15 protein-coding genes are annotated in these 17,450 nt (G+C 73.5%); 2 read left to right on the top strand and 13 right to left on the bottom strand.

The window, feature by feature from the left end; all coding sequences use genetic code 11:
- Positions 1-80: 80 nt before the first annotated feature.
- The 5 genes from ACWCRJ_RS13220 to ACWCRJ_RS13200 form a co-directional block, all read right to left on the bottom strand.
- A complete protein-coding gene (locus tag ACWCRJ_RS13220) occupies positions 81-1,244 on the bottom strand; it encodes an NAD(P)/FAD-dependent oxidoreductase (RefSeq protein ID WP_450939382.1) in 1,164 nt (387 codons plus the stop codon).
- Complete coding sequence (locus ACWCRJ_RS13215) at positions 1,241-1,603, bottom strand: bifunctional 3-phenylpropionate/cinnamic acid dioxygenase ferredoxin subunit (protein WP_046914194.1); 363 nt, start codon at positions 1,601-1,603, stop codon at positions 1,241-1,243. The genes ACWCRJ_RS13220 and ACWCRJ_RS13215 overlap by 4 nt, the downstream gene beginning before the upstream one ends.
- A gap of 196 nt (positions 1,604-1,799) precedes the next feature.
- Positions 1,800-2,429, bottom strand: a complete 630-nt coding sequence (locus ACWCRJ_RS13210) for an MBL fold metallo-hydrolase (RefSeq protein ID WP_450939381.1) — start codon at positions 2,427-2,429, stop codon at positions 1,800-1,802.
- Positions 2,429-3,514, bottom strand: a complete 1,086-nt coding sequence (locus ACWCRJ_RS13205) for an S-(hydroxymethyl)mycothiol dehydrogenase (RefSeq protein WP_450939380.1) — start codon at positions 3,512-3,514, stop codon at positions 2,429-2,431. The genes ACWCRJ_RS13210 and ACWCRJ_RS13205 overlap by 1 nt, the downstream gene beginning before the upstream one ends.
- Positions 3,515-3,814: 300 nt before the next feature.
- Complete coding sequence (locus ACWCRJ_RS13200; protein ID WP_450939379.1) at positions 3,815-6,202, bottom strand: SpoIIE family protein phosphatase; 2,388 nt, start codon at positions 6,200-6,202, stop codon at positions 3,815-3,817.
- 262 nt (positions 6,203-6,464) lie between these two features.
- Here ACWCRJ_RS13200 and ACWCRJ_RS13195 point away from each other — a divergent pair, with 262 nt between their 5' ends.
- On the top strand, positions 6,465-7,403 hold the full coding sequence (locus ACWCRJ_RS13195) for a PfkB family carbohydrate kinase (protein ID WP_450939378.1): 939 nt from the start codon (positions 6,465-6,467) through the stop codon (positions 7,401-7,403).
- A gap of 195 nt (positions 7,404-7,598) precedes the next feature.
- Complete coding sequence (locus tag ACWCRJ_RS13190) at positions 7,599-9,959, top strand: glycosyl hydrolase family 95 catalytic domain-containing protein (RefSeq protein WP_450939377.1); 2,361 nt, start codon at positions 7,599-7,601, stop codon at positions 9,957-9,959.
- A gap of 130 nt (positions 9,960-10,089) precedes the next feature.
- On the opposite strand, the gene ACWCRJ_RS13185 is transcribed toward ACWCRJ_RS13190, so the two are convergent.
- The 8 genes from ACWCRJ_RS13185 to ACWCRJ_RS13150 form a co-directional block, all read right to left on the bottom strand.
- On the bottom strand, positions 10,090-10,569 hold the full coding sequence (locus tag ACWCRJ_RS13185) for a hypothetical protein (RefSeq protein ID WP_450939376.1): 480 nt from the start codon (positions 10,567-10,569) through the stop codon (positions 10,090-10,092).
- 398 nt (positions 10,570-10,967) lie between these two features.
- Positions 10,968-11,906 carry an alpha/beta hydrolase gene (locus ACWCRJ_RS13180; RefSeq protein WP_450939375.1) on the bottom strand — a complete coding sequence of 313 codons (939 nt, stop codon included), beginning with the start codon at positions 11,904-11,906 and terminating at the stop codon, positions 10,968-10,970.
- Positions 11,907-12,206: 300 nt separating this feature from the next.
- The gene (locus ACWCRJ_RS13175; RefSeq protein WP_450939374.1) at positions 12,207-12,893 is read right to left on the bottom strand and encodes an ABC transporter; all 687 of its coding nucleotides are present in this window, start codon (positions 12,891-12,893) and stop codon (positions 12,207-12,209) included.
- The gene (locus tag ACWCRJ_RS13170; protein ID WP_450939373.1) at positions 12,890-14,422 is read right to left on the bottom strand and encodes an ABC transporter permease; all 1,533 of its coding nucleotides are present in this window, start codon (positions 14,420-14,422) and stop codon (positions 12,890-12,892) included. Before ACWCRJ_RS13170 ends, ACWCRJ_RS13175 begins: the two co-directional genes overlap by 4 nt.
- Complete coding sequence (locus ACWCRJ_RS13165) at positions 14,419-15,285, bottom strand: ABC transporter ATP-binding protein (RefSeq protein ID WP_450939372.1); 867 nt, start codon at positions 15,283-15,285, stop codon at positions 14,419-14,421. The genes ACWCRJ_RS13170 and ACWCRJ_RS13165 overlap by 4 nt, the downstream gene beginning before the upstream one ends.
- On the bottom strand, positions 15,282-16,136 hold the full coding sequence (locus tag ACWCRJ_RS13160) for a zf-HC2 domain-containing protein (protein ID WP_450939371.1): 855 nt from the start codon (positions 16,134-16,136) through the stop codon (positions 15,282-15,284). The genes ACWCRJ_RS13165 and ACWCRJ_RS13160 overlap by 4 nt, the downstream gene beginning before the upstream one ends.
- Positions 16,133-16,675: an RNA polymerase sigma factor gene (locus ACWCRJ_RS13155; protein ID WP_097251280.1), complete on the bottom strand. Its 543-nt coding sequence runs from the start codon at positions 16,673-16,675 to the stop codon at positions 16,133-16,135. The genes ACWCRJ_RS13160 and ACWCRJ_RS13155 overlap by 4 nt, the downstream gene beginning before the upstream one ends.
- 100 nt (positions 16,676-16,775) lie before the next feature.
- A complete protein-coding gene (locus ACWCRJ_RS13150) occupies positions 16,776-17,447 on the bottom strand; it encodes a potassium-transporting ATPase subunit C (protein ID WP_450939370.1) in 672 nt (223 codons plus the stop codon).
- Between the last annotated feature and the right edge of the window lie 3 nt (positions 17,448-17,450).

Genomic DNA, 17,450 nt, shown 5'->3' with positions numbered 1-17,450 from the left:
GCGACTCCGGACGGCGTTGGGTGGGGAGCGACGCCGCGTGCCCGGGAGGGCCGCGGCGCGGTGTGGGGCGTGGGGCCGGGTCAGCAGACCGCGGCGGCGAGCTGCTTGCGCCAACGGGTGAACAGCCGTGGCTGGTTCATCCCGAGCACGGCGACCGGGTGGCCGGCGCGCCGGTAGACGGCCAGCACGTTGCGGTCGTCTGCCGCGCCTTCCTCGACCGTGACGCTGTCGGCGCCGGCCGCGTGGCCGGCGAACTGGATCTTGACGCCGTACTGGTCCGACCAGAAGTACGGCGGCCGGGGCACGCCCGGTTCCACCGCTCCCCCGGCCAGCAGGGTGGCGACGGCCGCCGCCGGGCGTTCCTGTGCGCCCGTCCAGTGTTCGACGCGGCGGTGGTGGCCCGCGCGGGGGTCGTACCAGGAGGCGCAGTCCCCGACCGCGACCACACCGGCGAGGCTGGTGCGGCCGTCCGCGCCGCACTTGACGCCGTTGTCGAGCGTGACGCCGGATCCTTCCAGCCAGTCGACGCACGGGAGTGCGCCCACCCCCACGACGACGATGTCGGCGGGGACGCTGCGGCCGTCCTCCAGCAGGACGGCCTCGACCCGGCGCTCCCCGCTCAGTCCCTTGACACCGACACCGCACAACAGCCGTACGCCGTGGTCGAGGTGGAGGGCGGAGACGATGCTGCCCATGGCCTGGCCGAGGGGGGCGGCGAGCGGCGTGGGTGCCGCTTCGACCACCGTCACCTCCAGGCCGAGGGCGTAGGCGGTGGAGGCGACCTCGGCGCCGACGAAACCGCCGCCGATCACGACCAGCCGTCCGCCCCTGGTCAGTTCGTCCCGCAGGGCGCGGGCGTCGTCCAGGGTGCGCAGGACGTGGACCCCGGCGAGGCCTTCGGAGCCGGGCAGCCGGCGGGCGGCCGCGCCGGTCGCGATGACGAGACCGTCGGCCCGGACCTCCCTGCCGTCCGCGAGGCGGACCGCACGCCGGGTGGCATCCAGGCCGGTGGCACGGGCCCCGAGGAGCCACTGCGCGCCCAGATCCTCGCCGTCGCTCTCCAGGGCGAGGTCGGCCTCGCCCAGGCCGCCGGCCAGGAACTCCTTGGACAGCGGGGGCCTGTCGTACGGGCGGTGGGTCTCGTCGCCGATGACGACCAGCCGTCCGTCGTAGCCCTGTTTCCGCAGCGAGCGCGCCGCCGACAGACCGGCCAGCGAGGCGCCCACGACGGCCACGGTCCTCACGCGGGACCTCCGGCGAGCCGGGCCGCGACGCAGGGCGGCAGGTTGGGGGCGTCCGTGGACACCCGGACGTGGATCATGCCGTCCTCGACGACGACCTCATGGGTCCGCACCGGGAGTTTGGCCGGCGGGGAGTCGACGGCGCCCGTCCTCAGGTCGAACTTCGAGGCGTGCAGCGGGCATTCCACCTCACAGCCCTCCAGCCAGCCGTCGGCGAGCGAGGCGTCCTGGTGGGTGCAGGTGTCGTCGATGGCGAACAACTCGCCGTCGTCGGTGTGGAACACCGAGACCGGCGGGTCGACGTCGAGCCGGATGGCCTCGCCTCGCGGGAGATCTGCGAGACGGCACGCGGGAATCATCATGACACCTCGGGTGCGTATAGCGAAACGGATTGCGGTTAGCGCAACAACAGTCTGAGGTCGCCCAGAATCCTTGTCAAGGCGTCGAGGCGCACGCTTCGGACGGGTGCGCCAGGCGTCGTCGGGGCAGCCCGAAACGCCCGTCCCACCTGCGGAAACAGGTGAGACGGGCGCCGTGCGGGGGTCGCTGCGGGGACGGTCAGAAGCCGCGGTCGATCCACTCCTGGAGGTGCGGTGCCTCCGCGCCCACGGTGGTCGTCCCACCGTGTCCGGTGTGCACGACCGTGTCGCCCGGCAGTGTCAGCAGGCGGGCCCGGATCGAGTCCACGATGGTCGGGAAGTCGCTGTACGACCGTCCTGTCGCCCCCGGTCCGCCCGCGAACAGGGTGTCGCCGCTGAAGAGGGCCGCCAGGCCCGGCGCGTACAGGCAGACCGCTCCCGGAGCGTGGCCGGGCGTGTGCAGCACGGTCAGCTCCACCCCGGCCACGGTGAGGACCTGGCCGTCGGCGAGTTCGCCGTCGGGGGCCCGGTCGGGGTGGGTCTGCTTCCACAGCGGCAGGTCGGCGGGGTGGAGCAGGATCGGCGCGCCCGTGCGCTCGGCGAGGGCGGGGGCGGCGTCGATGTGGTCGTCGTGGGCGTGGGTGCACACGATGGCCCGCAGGGTGCGCCCGCCGAGGGCCTCGGCGATCGCGTCGGCGTCGTGCGCGGCGTCGATGACGACGGCCTCGGTGTCGTCGCCGACGATCCACACGTTGTTGTCGACGTCCCAGGTGCCGCCGTCCAGCGAGAACGTCCCCGAGGTGACGAGCTGTTCGATGCGGGCGGCCATCACAGGACCACCACCGAGCGCAGGACGTCGCCCCGGTGCATCCGCTCGAAGGCCTTCTCCACGTCGTCCAGCGCGATGGTCTCCGTGACGAAGGCGTCCAGGTCCAGCCGGCCCTGGAGGTACAGGTCGATGAGCATCGGGAAGTCACGGGAGGGCAGGCAGTCGCCGTACCAGGAGGACTTCAGCGTGCCACCGCGGCCGAACACGTCCAGCAGGGGCAGCTCCAGCTTCATCTCCGGGGTGGGGACGCCGACCAGGACGACCGTGCCGGCCAGGTCACGGGCGTAGAAGGCCTGCTTGTACGTCTCCGGCCGGCCCACCGCCTCCACGACGACGTCGGCGCCGAAACCGCCGGTCAGCTCACGGATCGCCTCGACGGCGTCGGTGTCCTTCGAGTTGACCGTGTGGGTCGCGCCCAGCCGCCGTGCGGTCTCCAGCTTGGCGTCGTCGATGTCGACGGCGATGATCTTCGCCGCGCCCGCCAGGTTCGACCCGACGACCGCCGCGGCCCCCACGCCGCCACAGCCGATGACGGCCACGCTGTCACCGCGCCCGACGTTGCCGGTGTTGATGGCCGCGCCGATACCGGCCATCACCCCGCACCCCAGCAGTCCGGCGGCGGCCGCCGAGGCGGCCCGGTCGACCTTCGTGCACTGCCCCGCCGCCACCAGCGTCTTCTCCGCGAACGCGCCGATGCCCAGCGCCGGCGACAGCTCGGTGCCGTCCAGCAGGGTCATCTTCTGCTTCGCGTTGTGGGTGCTGAAGCAGTACCAGGGGCGTCCGCGCAGACAGGCCCGGCACTGTCCGCAGACCGCGCGCCAGTTGAGGATGACGAAGTCACCGGGGGCCACGTCGGTGACGCCCTCGCCCACCGACTCCACGACTCCGGCCGCCTCGTGGCCCAGCAGGAAGGGGAACTCGTCGTTGATCCCGCCCTCGCGGTAGTGCAGATCGGTGTGGCAGACCCCGCAGGCCTCGATCTTCACCAGCGCCTCACCCGGCCCGGGGTCCGGCACGATGATCGTTTCCAGGCTGACGGGGGCACCCTTGCCCCGCGCGACGACAGCACGGACCTGGTGAGCCATGGTCACTCCTCGGCAGTAACGAGACCGGAGTCTGCAGTTGCTTATTGCGGTACGCATCGCACCTACCGCAACACAGCATCGTGGAGTGCCGACCGGCGGTCAAGGAGTTCCACGGTCGTCGGCGCCGCTCGCGGCCCAGGGCCCTTCTGACGGATCTCCGTGGGAGAAGGAGCGGCGTTCGGTGCGTGCTCTCGGCGTGGCGGGCGGAAGACCTCGTACTGGACGTACTTGGGCTTTCGCCCGGTGCGGCGAGAGGGCGTGCCGGGCGTCGCGACGCCGCGGAGATCCGTCAGAAGGGCCCTACGCGTCGCCACCCTCGCCGGGGAGAGCCTGCTCGGCCCAGATCGTCTTGCCGGTGCGGGTGTGGCGGCTGCCCCAGCGCTGGGTGAGCTGGGCGACGAGCAGGAGGCCCCGGCCGCCCTCGTCGAAGGCGCGGGCGCGGCGCATGTGCGGGGCGGTACTGCTGGAGTCCGACACCTCGCAGATGAGCGTCGTCTCACGGATCAGCCGCAGCTGGATCGGGGACCCGCCGTAGCGGATGGCGTTGGTGACCAGCTCGCTCACGATCAGCTCGGTGACGAAGGAGACCTCCTCCAGCCGCCAGGCGGCCAGTTGGTCGCAGGCCAGCTTGCGGGCCTGCCCGACGAAGGCGGGATCGGCGGGCACGTCCCAGGTGGCGACCCGGTCGGCGTCCAGCGCCCGGGTCCGGGCCAGGAGCAGGGCCACGTCGTCGACGGGCCGGTCGGTCAGCAGGCTCCGCAGCACTTGGTCGCAGGTCTCCTCCAGGGGACGGTCCGTGCCGCGCAGGGCCTGGCGCAACCGCGTGAGTCCGTCGTCCAGGTCGCGGTCCGGTGCCTGGACCAGGCCGTCGGTGTAGAAGGCGAACACACTGCCCTCGGGGACCTCGAACTCCGCCGTCTCGAAGGGCAGACCGCCCACGCCGAGCGGCGGCCCGATCGGCAGGTCGAGGAACGCGGCCTCGCCGTCCGGGGCGATCAGCGCCGGTGGCGGATGGCCGGCCCGCGCCATGGAGCAGCGGCGCGAGACGGGGTCGTAGACGGCGTACAGGCAGGTGGCGCCAATCTCCCCCGGGCTCTCCGCGCCCTCGGGCTCGTCCGTGGTCCGCTCGGAGTCCAGGCGCAGGACGATGTCGTCGAGCTGGGTGAGGAGCTCGTCCGGCGCGAGGTCCACGTCGGCCAGGGTGCGCACGGCCGTGCGGAGCCGGCCCATGGTGGCGGACGCCTGCACACCGTGGCCCACGACATCGCCGACGACGAGGCCGACCCTGGCCCCGGACAGGGGGATGACGTCGAACCAGTCGCCGCCGATCCCGGCGCGCGTGCTGGCCGGCTGGTAGCGGGAGGCGACCTCGACGGCGGCCTGGCGGGGCGCCCGGTGGGGCAGGAGACTGCGCTGCAGTTCGAGGGCGATGGCGCGTTCGCGGGTGTAGCGGCGGGCGTTGTCGACACAGACCGCGGCGCGGGCGGCGAGTTCCTCGGCGAGCAGCAGATCGTCCTCACCGAAGGGCTCGGCCGTGCGGTGCCGGGAGAGGATCGACAGGCCGAGGGTGATGCCCCGGGCGCGCAGGGGCACGGCCATGGCCGAGTGGATACCGTGGATCTCGATGCTGCGGGCGCGCTCCGGTGAACCCGCCCACAGCCGCCCGGTGACGTCGTCGGGCTCGTACAGCACGGCCCGGCCGGTGGTCAGCGCGCGGTCCGGCGGCGACCCCGCCGCGTAGGTGTGTCTGCTGCCGACCGGGATCACGGCCTCGGGGCAGCCCTCCAGCACGGACCGCTGGGCGGTGCGGCGGAAGACGAGGGGATCGGCGCCGGGCGAGACGGTGGTCTCCTCACCGGCCCGCACCGAGTCCAGCAGGTCCACGATGACGAAGTCGGCGAGGTGGTCCGCGCACACCTCGGCGAGTTCCTCGGCGGTGCGGGTGACGTCCAGGGTGGAGCCGATCCGGTCGCCCGACTCGTTGAGCATGCTCAGCCGCCGCCGGGCCAGGAACTGCTCCGTGCTGTCGATCGCGGCCAGACACATGCCCCGTACCGCGCCGGAGCCGTCCTTCAACGGGCTGAGCGACACCAGCCACGCGTGCTCACGGGCCTCGCCCGGTGCGCGCAGCCAGGCCTCGAACGGCATGGGCTCACCCGTGCGCAGGACACTGCGCACCGCCTCGTCGAGGCCCTCGAAGCCCGGCAGCCGTCGCCGTCCGTCGACCGACTCCCCCACCCGGCGGCCCAGCAGATCCTGCTGCGACCTGCCCATGACCCCTTCCATCGCGGAGTTGGCGGACACCGCGAGCCCGTCCTGGTCGAAGAGCGCGATGGGCACGGGAAGCTGGTCCAGGGCCCATCGACGCAGCCGCACGGCCGGCTCCGGCACCGTGGCCGTCAGAAACCACTGAACCTCACCCGACGCGTCCAGGAGCGGGTGGGCCGCCAGCTCCAGTTCCACCCCGTGACCGTCCCGGTGCCGCGCGTGCACGGAGCCCTGCCAGTCGGCCGGTTCGGCGAGAGTGGCGCGGGCCGCGGCCGGAAGGGCGTCGGCCAGTAGATCGGCCGCCCGGCGGCCCACCACCTCCCCGTGCTCGTATCCGAGGACCCGTCGGGCGCCCGCACTCCACGCGGTGACCAGCCCCCTGGCGTCGACCGCGGCCGAGGCGACACCGTGCTCGCCCATCGTTCCTTCTCTCCGTACGACCGGAGCCGTCGTCCATGGGCCCACAGACCGACGACAGGGCACTGCTTCCAGGGTTCATTGTGCGCCGGGCACGCCACGCATGGCGCGCGACCACCCGGAACGCCCGAGCCCCTACCCTGCCACGCCACGCCCCCGCGGGCGCCCGCTTTCGCGAGCGCCTGTGCGCCGGTGGAGAGGATGGTCGGCGGAGGCCGTGGGGCCACAGGAAAGTGGGGAGACCTTGGTGGAGTCAGGAGAGCCGGTGGAGTCAGGGGACGGGGCGGTGGCGGGCGTCCGGGAACGGCCTCGTGGTCTGTTCGTCGGGTTGTGCGTGCTGGACGTGGTGCAGCTCGTCGACCATGTGCCGGGGGCGAACGAGAAGCTGACGGCTCGAGCGCAGCTCGTGACCGCGGGCGGCCCGGCGGCCAACGCGGCTGTCGCGTTCGCCCACCTGGGCGGCGCGGCCACCCTGCTCACCGCGATCGGCGGCCACCCGCTGGGGGCCGTCGTCACGGCGGACCTGGACCGGATGGGCGTGAGGGTGGTGGACCTGGCGGGCGGCTCGGCCGCGCCGCCCGCCGTGTCGTCGGTTCTGGTGACCGCGTCCAGCGGAGACCGCGCCGTCGCGTCGACCAACGCGACGGCGTACCGGCTCGCCCCGCCCGAGGGTCTCGACGCGCTGGTGGCGGACCACGATGTCGTCGAGTTCGACGGCCACCACCTGGAGTTGGCCGTGGCCGCCGCGCGCGCGGCGCGTGCCGCCGGGCGCCGGACCGTGTTCGACGGGGGCAGCTGGAAGGCGGGTACGGAGAGGCTGCTGCCGTCGATCGACGTGGCCGTCTGCTCGGACGACTTCCGTCCGCCCGGCGCGCACGGGCGGGCGGGCGCTCCGGCCGGCGCGGCGGCGGACACCCTGCGGTTCCTGCGGGACCACGGCGTGGCCTGGTCGGCGGTCAGCCGGGGCGGGCGGCCCCTCGTGTGGGCGGGGCCCGGCAGCGGTGGCACGGTGGACGTTCCCGCCGTACGGGTCGCGGACACGCTGGGCGCGGGAGACGTCCTGCACGGGGCGCTCGCCCATCGCCTCGCACCGCTGGACGACATGACCGCGCGGGGCTTCGCCGAGGCCCTGCGCGCGGCGGCCGAGGTGGCCTCGCGGGCGTGCGCCTCGTTCGGGACGCGAGCCTGGATGCGGGAGACATAGACCGACACCCGTCGATACATCGGAGCTATCAACCCTGAGCGTCACGATGAATTCGCATCGCTTCCGCATCACTTCCGCATCGCCTCTGCATTATCGGCCCATCAATGCCGCCTCATTGACGCCCACTCACTCGCCTACCTATGTTTCATCGCGGCATAGATCCGATGATTCGCGTGAGTCCGTCTTGGAGGCACCATGACCTCTCGCTCCGCGCACGATCCGTCCCGGCGTACCGTCCTCGCCACCGGTTCCGCCCTGACCGGCGCCCTCCTGGCCCCGGGGCCGCCCGCACAGGCCGCGGCGGCCGGCCGTACGCGGGCCGGGGCCGCCGCGCCTCCCGTGGACCCCTGGCGCACGGTCCTCGACGACGCGGACCTGGTCTGGCGGCGGATGCCGGCGGCCTGGCACGAAGGCCCGTTCCTCGGCAACGGCTTCCTCGGCTCCGGGATCTACGCGGAGCCGGGCGCCGGACCGGGCGCCGGACCGGGCGCCGCGCCGAGGGCCGTGCGCTTCAACGTCCAGCACTCCGAAGTGCAGGACCACCGGCCGGAGTTCGGGTCACTGTTCGGCCTGGCCCGGCTGCCGATCGGGCACTTCACCCTGGAGCCGGTGGGCGCGATCACCGGCGTCGACTGGCGGCTGTCGCTGCGGGACGCCGAGTTGACCGGAACGCTCACCACGGACCGGGGGACCCTGTCCCTGCGGGCCCTCGTCCACAACGACCGTTCGGTCCTCGCCGTGGAAGTGATCCCGAGCGAAGGTGAGCGCGGCTTTCGCTGGGTGTTCCGTCCGGCGGAGGCGATCAGTCCGCGGGCCGCCTTCAAACCGCTGCCGGACGGCTACCGCGGCAACCCGCCCGCCGAGGTCGCGGACCACGCGGGCGTGGCCGCCGCCGTACAGCCGCTGCTGGCCGGCGGGCAGCACGTCACCGCGTGGCGGGAGCGGAGCCGGGGCCGGACGCGGACCCTGTACGCGCACGTCGCGCACTCGTATCCCCGGGCCACCGCCCTCGGCCGGGCCCTCGCGGCGGTCCGCGCGGCGGCCCGGCTGCCCTACTCCGCACTGGCCGTGCCGCACCGCGCGTGGTGGCACGCGTACTACCGCAAGAGCTTTCTGTCCGTCCCCGACGCCCGCATCCAGCGCTTCTACTGGATCCAGCTCTACAAGGCGGCCTCCGCCGCCCGCCGCGACGCGCCGGTGATGGCCACGTGCGGCCCCTGGCTGGAACCCACGCCGTGGCCCAACACGTGGTGGAACCTCAACGCGCAGCTGGAGTACTGGCTCGTCCACGGCTCCAACCATCTCGAACTCGACGCCATCACGCGGGCGTTGAGCGATCACCGGGACAACCTCGCCAAGGAGGTGCCGGCCCCGTACCGCGCCGACTCGTTCGGCATCCCCCGCACCACCGATCCCCAACTCGTCAACGGTGCGACCGGCCCCCTGGTGGGTTACGGCGTCGGTGTTCCCGGCCAGGATCCGCCGACGCCCGAAGTCGGCAACCTGACCTGGGCGTTGCACAATGTGTGGCTCACCTACCGGCACACCATGGACGAGTCGGTCCTCCGTGACGTCCTGTTCCCCCTGTTGCGCGGGGCGGTCACCTACTACCTGCACTTCCTGGAGCCCGGCCCGGACGGCAAGCTGCACCTGCCCGCCACCTTCTCCCCCGAGTACGGCGGCAACTCGCGCGACTGCGCCTACGACCTGATGCTGCTGACCTGGGGCTGCCGCACCCTGCTGGAATCCGCCGAGCTGCTGGGGATCGACGACGCGCTGGCACCCCGCTGGCGTGAGGTGCTGAGGAAGCGGGCGCCGTACCCGACGGACGCGAACGGGTTCATGATCGGCGCGGACATCCCCTTCGCGAAGTCCCATCGCCACTACTCCCATCTGCTCGCGGTCTACCCGCTGTACGAGCTGACGGGCGACACGCCCGAGGAACGCGCCCTGATCGAACGGTCGTTGGCCCACTGGGTGGGCTTCGAGGGCGCGCTGCAGGGGTACACCTTCACCGGTGCCGCCTCGATCTCCGCGCTGCTCGGCAAGGGCGAGGACGCCTTGCGGTACCTCGGGGAACTCATGACCCGCTTCATCAAGCCCAACACCATGTACCAGGAGTCGGGGCCGGTCATCGAGACGCCCCTGTCCGCCGCACAGTCGCTGCACGACATGGTGTGCCAGTCGTGGGGCGGTGTCATCCGGGTGTTTCCCGCCCTGCCCGCCGCCTGGACCGATCTGGCGGTGCACGACTTCCGTACGCAGGGCGCCTTCCTGCTCAGCGCGCGCCGCGAGAGCGGCACCACCCGCTGGGTGCGGCTGACCGGCGAGGCGGGCGCCCCCTGCCGGGTACGGCACGGGATCGCCGGGCCGATCGAGGTGCGGGACGGGCGGGGCCGCCCTCTGCGGCACACCGCCGTCGGTGACGGGGTGATCCACGTACCGCTGGGCAAGGGCGAGTCGGCGCTGATCACCGCCAGGGGCGACCGGCCCGATCTGACGGTCAGGCCCGTGCGCCCGAACGCCGACGCACCCCGCTGGGGGCTGCCCGGCTAGCCGGGCGGCACGAGAAAGGGCTTCCTCGTCGGTTCACTCATCTGATCCGAGGAGGAAGCCCATTCCCACATAGGTCCACACCAATAAAGGTCGTACGAGCCCTTTCGCCCTCCGGTACGCCATGGCATGCTCACCGCTCAGCACACATCTGAACGTCGTTCACATCCATGAAAGACCGTGGGAAGGGCGAACGGACATGAGAGACGCACACGGGGCCGCCACGGCGCGGGAACACCCGCTGCGTGGTCCGCGCGTGCTCGACCGCGATGTCCAGGTACCTCGGGTCGCCGGTCTGCCGGGCCGCGAACGCGAGCGGGTCGAGGTTCATCATCGTGTCGATGATGACCCGGCCGGCGTTGCGCGGATCGGTCAGCGCTCCCCAGGCGCGGATGAAGCGGCCGCGCGGGTTGTACCGCTGGATCAGGGAGTCGGCCGCCCGTACGGCACCCGTCCGCCACGCGTCGTCGCCCGTCAGCCGCCAGGCGGTGACCCATGAGGGGGAGAAGAGGAAGCCGAGGTCGTGGGTGCTCGTGTCGTACCGGCGGGGGCGAGCTTCTGCGCCGACTCCAGTGCCCAGGTCCGGAAGGCGTCGCCCTCGGTGTGCAGCCACGCCATCCACAGGGTTCCGGGCCAGAACCCGCCGACCCAGTCACCGTTCTGCGAGTAGACCCACTTCTCGAACCTGGTCCCGACCGGGAAGGCGGTCACCTGGGGTGCGACGGCGCACACTCCGCTCGACCGCGAAGTCGGCGGCCGCGCGGAGTGTGCGCCGGGAGGACCGCGGACTCCGGTCGGCGACCGCGACCGTCGACGCCGCCGATGCTGGTTCGGATGCCCATGCCGATGCCGATGCCGGTGTGGTACCCATCGTCACGGCACCGGCGGCCGTGGTCAGGACGCTGCGTCGGGACACACTCATGGTCCACGCCTCCAACTGTGCAGTAGGAGCAAGGGGTTGACCGAGCGTGACACAGCGACCACGTCAAAGTACATTCATGTGAGCAATGTTCATGAATGTGAACCAAGCGGCGAGCCGACGGCATCGCTCCGGTCCACGCCGGCCGTGAGGGTCGTCTCGCGGACGGTCAGGCAGTCCTCCAGGAAGGCGAGGGCTCGCAGATGGTAGGAGCGGGCGGCCCAGCCGAGGCTGATGTTGTGCCCGGCCGCCGGCTGGCGGTCGACCGTGACGTGCGGCGCCCCGGTGAAGTGCGCGGCCAGTTCGGTGAGCGCCTCGTCGTCGTGGCGCCACCAGGCCTCGTGTTCGGCGAAGGTGAGCCGTACGGGCACGCGGACGCGGGGTGCCGTGGTGCGGAAGAGCAGCGGCCAGCGGGGCAGCTCGGCCCGTTCCCGGGCGGGCACGGGCTCGACGATCGAGCCGCTCTCCCTGAAGGTGCCGGACGGATAGAGCCGCAGCGGCCCCCAGCTGCGGCGCAGCCGGTCACCGCCCTCGTGGGTGGTGGGCAGGTCGTGCGGCTCGACGGCGTACCGGTGGCCGCAGCCGGAGATGTCCACGCCGAGCAGGCGCGGCGGGCCGGGGTCCGCGGCGGCGGTGAGCGCCACCTTTCCGCCGTAGGAGTGGGCCAGCAGGAACAGGCCCGCGCCCGTGTCGTGGCGGGAGGCGAAGTCACGCAGGGCCGCGCGCAGCGCGAGGGCCTGTTCGGTCAGGTTCTGGCCCTCGGGGAACCTGGCGGCGGAGTGCCGGTAGCCCGGCCGGTCCACGGCCAGGACGGTGTAGCCGAGGCCCGCCCCCAACGTCAGCAGCGACTGCCGCGGATGGGCCCGGCAGTCGAAGTAGCCCGCGTTCATGCCACCGCCGTGCACGGCGACCACGACGGCACGCGTGGGCCCCCCGGGCGGCTCGACGAGCAGGGCGGACAGGGGCACCCCCGCCGCGTCCAGGGTGATCCGGCGCACCCCGCGCGACGTTTCGTGGACCGGTCGGGTCATGGTCGTTCTCCTCCGGGCGGTGCGGCCAAGGCTCTCCCGTCCGGTGATGTCCCGCACCCGCACCGCCACGGGGAGGCGGACCGCGCCCCGGGCGGGCCCGGGGCTCGCTCCCGCGTCCAGCCGCCCCACCACCGCGTTCCGGAGCGGCGCCGCGTGGCGGGAGGAGGTCTGGCCGGGGAACGTGCGGGCTCCGCCAGATGGCGGCCTGGCCGGACCGGGCCTGGCCGGACCTCTCGTGTTCCCCCCGCCGCTGATCAGTCCTCCGCCCCGCGACTGATCAGCCCTCGTCGGCAGCGCCGGTCAGCCGGCCCCGCCCCGCCGCCCTCGGACCTTTCCGAAGCGACGGCGCGGCTCCGGGGCGCACGCCGGCCAGAGGGCGAGCACGGCGGCCAGGACGCCGGCCCACAGCACGTGGGCGTCGTCCCAGCGCGGGGCACTCGGCGGGACGAAGAGCGCGAAGCGGTCCGGGAGAAGCAGAGCGGCCGTCACCGGCAGGGCCAGTACGGCGCCCGCCACGGCCGGCCCCGGCACGCTGAGCGCGCTGAACCGCACCGTCGTCGCGGCCAGGGCGAGCGCCAGCGCGCACAGGGCGCCGGCCTCGACCGTCACCGCTCCCGACGGCAAGGCGGCCCATTCCTCGGCGTCGGCGCCCGCCCGCAGCACACCGAGCACCGCCGCCCACCAGACCGCGACCGCCGGCAGGACGACGGCCACGCGCACGGCCTGCCGCAGTGGACGGGGCACCGGAGGGACACCTGTGGTGTGCCGGGCCGGATCGTCCAGGACGAACGCCAGCCCCACCGCCCCGCACAACGCGGCCGTCCGCAACAGGTCGACCACAACCTCCGCCGGGAGGTCCACCGAGAACAGCACCGGTACGGCGGCCACGGCCAGCCCCAGTGCCCAGCCGGCGGCGAACACGGTCCACGGCAGCGACCGTGCCGTGGGCCGCACCAGGGCCGCCACCACCGGCAGCCGTCGCCTCACGCGCACTGGTACTCCCGGTCGTCGGCGGTCTCGGCCGGGGCGGTGACGCCCAGCAGTGCGGCCGCGCGGTCGGTGGACGTACCTGGGGCGGACAGCTCCACCCAGGCCGTTTTCACCCTGCGGTCCACCTCCTGCGCGGGCTCGTCCAACACCGCCTGGAGGACGGCCAGTTCACGACCGCGCAGGACGACCGCGGCCACCGGCGCCTGGATCACCCCCGGGCTGTAGGGCCCCTGCCCCAGCTTCTCGAACATCGCCTCGCCGTCCCGGGTCGCGCGGACCGCCAGCCAGACCATCAGCACACCCCGGGCGTCGCAGTACACGCCCTCGTAGCGCTCGTGGTCCACGACCAGCCCCCGGGCGACGCTCGCCGCGAACTCCAGTTCCCGCTCGCCGCCCCACGCGGTGGACGCCGTCACCTCGCCGGGCGCGGCGGGCGGGAGGTCCCTCTGACCCGACGGTCCGTCGAGCGCGGCGACCCTCTGCCGTACGGTCAGCGCCCGCGTCGCGTCCGGTGCGCCGGTCAGCGACCGGACCTCGTCCGTCACCCGGGCCCACTCGTCGATCCAGGGGGTGAACTCGGGGAACGCGCAGTACGTCGTCGCCCCGCGCCGCTCGCAGTCCTGCACCGTCGCCGGGGTGCGGGTCGCCCTCTCGCGTGCCGCGCGCACCGCGTCCGTCGGCGCGGTGCCCTGGAGGACCACGGTGGTCACGACCGCGCCGAGCGCACCCAGCGCCGTGGCCCGCACGGCCCGTGTCCGGCCGCCGCTCAGCAGCACCGCGCCGGCCGCCACGAGCACCGCGAGCGCCAGCAGATACAGCGCGTGCCAGGCAGCGGGGCGGCCCAGCAGGTCGGACGGCAGGGGCCGCGCGCCCTCGTCGAACAGTACGGGGGCCAGCCCGCGCAGCCACGCCGAGCTGCCCGCGTCGGCGACGAAGACCATGGTGACCGCCAGGACGGCGACCACCGCGAGGGGTGCCACGAAGGCCGACCGGGCGACCCGGCCGAGCAGCACGCCCAGGGCGCCGGGCAGGAGGACCAGCAGCGGCCCGGTCGCCAGCTCGGACACCGAGCCGTGGCCCACCGCGCCCGGCTTCAGCGCCGCGGCCGTGAACTGCCCGGCCACGATCAGCGCCCCCACCAGTACCATCGGCAGCACCGACAGCAGATGGGCGACCGTGTGCCGCCACGACGGCAGCACCAGCACCCCGAAGTACGCCTCCGTGCCCCGCCGGTGCGAGCGCAGCACCGCCATGTTCACGGCGATCATCACCGCCAGCCCCAGCAGCAGCTGCCCGATCTGTGTCTCGCGGTCGATGTCCTGAAGCACCGGGTAGGTGTCCTCCGACTCGTCGCTCGACCCGAGGAGCAGCGTCAGGTACACCGCCACGGCGATCAGCACCAGAGGGTGCAGCAGCAGGCGCCGCGCCTCCACCCGGGCCAGCGCGAGCACCGCCCTCCGGCCGCCCCGTACCCGTATCGACTCCGGCCGCGGCGCGGCGACCGGTGTTCCCGTCAGGGTCGTCACGCCGCCACCTCCGCCACCGGGTCGCCGCCGAGCGACAGGAGGTAGCCGTCCTCCAGCGTCGGTTCGACCAGCCGCGCGCCCGCGGGCGGGTCCCCGACGTTGCGGAACTCGCCCGTCCCGGTGCGCCATCCGGCCCTGGCGCCCGGCTGCCGCTCCGAGCTGTGCCACACCCGGCCGTCCGCCACGGCCGTCAGGTCCGCGGCCGTGCCGTCGAACCGCACCCGGCCCTTGTCCATCACCACCACCCGGTGACACAGCATCGCCACGTCCTCGGTCTGGTGGGTGGACAGCAGCACCGTCCGGCCCTCGCCGGCCTCCGCGATCAACTCCCGGAAGCGCATGCGCTGTTCGGGGTCGAGCCCGACGGTCGGCTCGTCGAGGACCAGGAAGCCGGGGTCGCCGACCAGAGCCGCCGCCAGCGCCACGCGCTGGCGCATACCGCCGGAGAGCCGCCGTATCCGCTTGCCCCGCTCCTGCGTGAGACCGACCGCGTCGAGGACCCGGCGGGCCTCGGCGTGCCGGGCCCGCCGGTCCGTCAGCTCCTTCAGGATCGCCACGTAGTCGATGAACTCGAAGGCGGTGAAGTCCGGATGGAACCCGGGGTTCTGCGGGAGGTAGCCGAGGACGCGTCGTACGTCCTGCCGGCCGTGGACCGTGCCGGGGTCGTGTCCGAGGACGGTGAAGGCGCCGTTGTCCGGGGGCGTGGCCGTCGCCAGGATGCGCAGCAGGGTCGTCTTGCCCGCGCCGTTGGGGCCGAGCAGGCCCGTGACACCTTCGGAGAGCCGCAGGGTCACGTCGTCCACCGCCCTGGTACCGCGATGGCTCAGGGTCAGCCCGGCGGCCGAGACCGTGGGTCGTGTCATGACAGCCTCCTGGCTGCGAAGGGAAGGGATCGGCGGGAGGGGCCGAGGGGGCGGCCGCTGTCGAAGCGGTCCCGCGCCGCGACCAGCAGGACGGTCGACACGGCCGCGACGGCCGCCGCCGTGCCCTGGCCCTCGGCGGTGAAGGGCAGCGGGGTGCCCGACGCCAGCAGACGGCTCAGCAGCACCAGGGCGGTCCAGGCGGCCGCGACCAGCGCCGGCGCGAGAACGGGCCCCAGCCGGGCGGTCAGCGCCACGCCCGTCGCGGTCAGCGCGAGCGCCGGCAGCAGCCAGCCGAGCGCGGCCAGGCCGAGGGACGGCAGCGCCAGGCTCGCCAGTCCGCTGAGCAGGGTCGTCGTCGACAGCACCGCGACCGTCCGCACCATCAGCAGACGGAAGGTGTGCATCGGCGCGACCACGGCCGTCTCGTACGTCGGGTCCAGCCCCGGCCCGAAGGACAGGGCCACCCCCGCCAGCGGCAGCAGCGGTGCCGTGGCCAACAGCATCAGCGGTGACGCGGCAAGTCCCACGCCGACCGCGAGCAGCAGGGTGAGCACCACCGCGCCGAGCCAGGAACGGCGCAGCACGGGGGTCGCCGCGAGCAGTCGGGCGGTGTGGTCGGCGACCCCCAGCCGGATCAGGAGCGACTCGGCGAAGCCCGGCCTCGGGGCGTCGAGTTCGGCGTCCAGGCGGGCCCAGCCCGCGCTGATCTCGGCGGGCGGGACATGGGCCGCGAGAGCGGCCCGGCAGTCGGCGCAGGCCGCGAGGTGCGTCTCGACGGACCACAGCCGGGGGGCCGCGAGCGTTCCCCGGGCGTACTCCCGCAGGTCCCCGTCGTCGGCGTGCCAGCTCATGTCAGGCCCTCCCGCAGTTGCTTCCGGGCGCGCATGGCCCGGGTCTTGACCGTGCCCGGGGGGATGCCGAGCAGGACCGCCGCCTCACGGGTCGTCAGGCCGTCGATCACCGTGGCCTGCAGTACCGCGCGCAGCTCCGGCGAGAGCCCGGCCAGGGACCCCGCCAGGTCGCCGTGCTGCACCCGTGCCAGCACCTGCTCCTCGGCCGACACCTCCTCGCGCTGCCGCAGCCGGGCGAGCGCCTGGCGCAGCCGGCCCCTGGCCCCGTCGCCCCGCAGCGCGTCCACCAGGCGGCGCGATCCGATCCGCCACAGCCAGCCCGCCACGTCCCCCTCGCGCCGGTAGCGGGCGGCTCCCCGCCACACGTCGAGGAACGTCTCCTGTACGACGTCGTCGACCAGCACCGGGTCGGCGCACCGGCCGCGCAACCGCAGCACGAGCCACGGCGCGTACCGCCGGTACAGTTCCTCGAACGCCCGCCGGTCCCCGTCCGCGACGGCCCGCATCAGCTCGGCGTCGCCGGGACTCCCCCGCTTCATTTCGCTCACACCCCCTCATCGGACGGGACACCCCGAGCGGTTCACGCCGCACGGGAGTGGTCCGGGGGCTGCCGCCGGAGACCGTACCGAGGAGGGCCCGTCAGTTGCCGGCCGCGAGTGTCCTGAGCGCGATGTTGAGTTCGAGGACGTTCACCCGGGGCTCACCGATGAAGCCGAGGGTGCGGCCGTCGGTGTGCCGCTCGACGAGGTCGCGTACCTGTGCGACGGGGAGTCCGTTCCTCGCCGCGACCCGGCGCACCTGGAGGTCGGCGTACCGCGGGGAGATGTCCGGGTCCAGTCCGGAGCCGGAGGAGGTGACCGCGTCCGGGGGCACCTCGGACGGCCGGACCGGGTGGCCGGGCACCGAGTTGTCCTCGACCACGGCGGCCTTGGCCTCCTTCACCCACTGGACGAGCCGGCGGTTGTCGGCGGAGCGGTTGGTCGCGCCGGAGAGGATGAGCTTGTACTGCGTGTTGACGGTGTTGACGCCGAGGCCGTTGGCGGGGCGGCCCTGGAACCACTTCAGGTCGGGCTCCGGGGTCTTCTGGCCCTTCTCCAGCGGCAGTTCGTACGACTGTCCGATGAGCGAGGAGCCGACGACCCGGCCCGTGTGGTCCTTGATCTCGGAGCCGTCGGCGGTGCCGGGGAAGAGTGCCTGGGCCAAGCCGGTGACGGCCAGCGGGTACAGGACCCCGGTGACGAGCGTCAGCGCGAGCAGGGCCCGCAGGCCCGCCCCCAGCAGGCGGGCGGTGTTCGTCAGGGAGATGTTCAAGTC

The organism is Streptomyces sp. NPDC002324, assembly GCF_053593335.1.
Note: the sequence above shows the minus strand (reverse complement) of the source record. Positions and strands in the feature narration are given on the sequence as shown.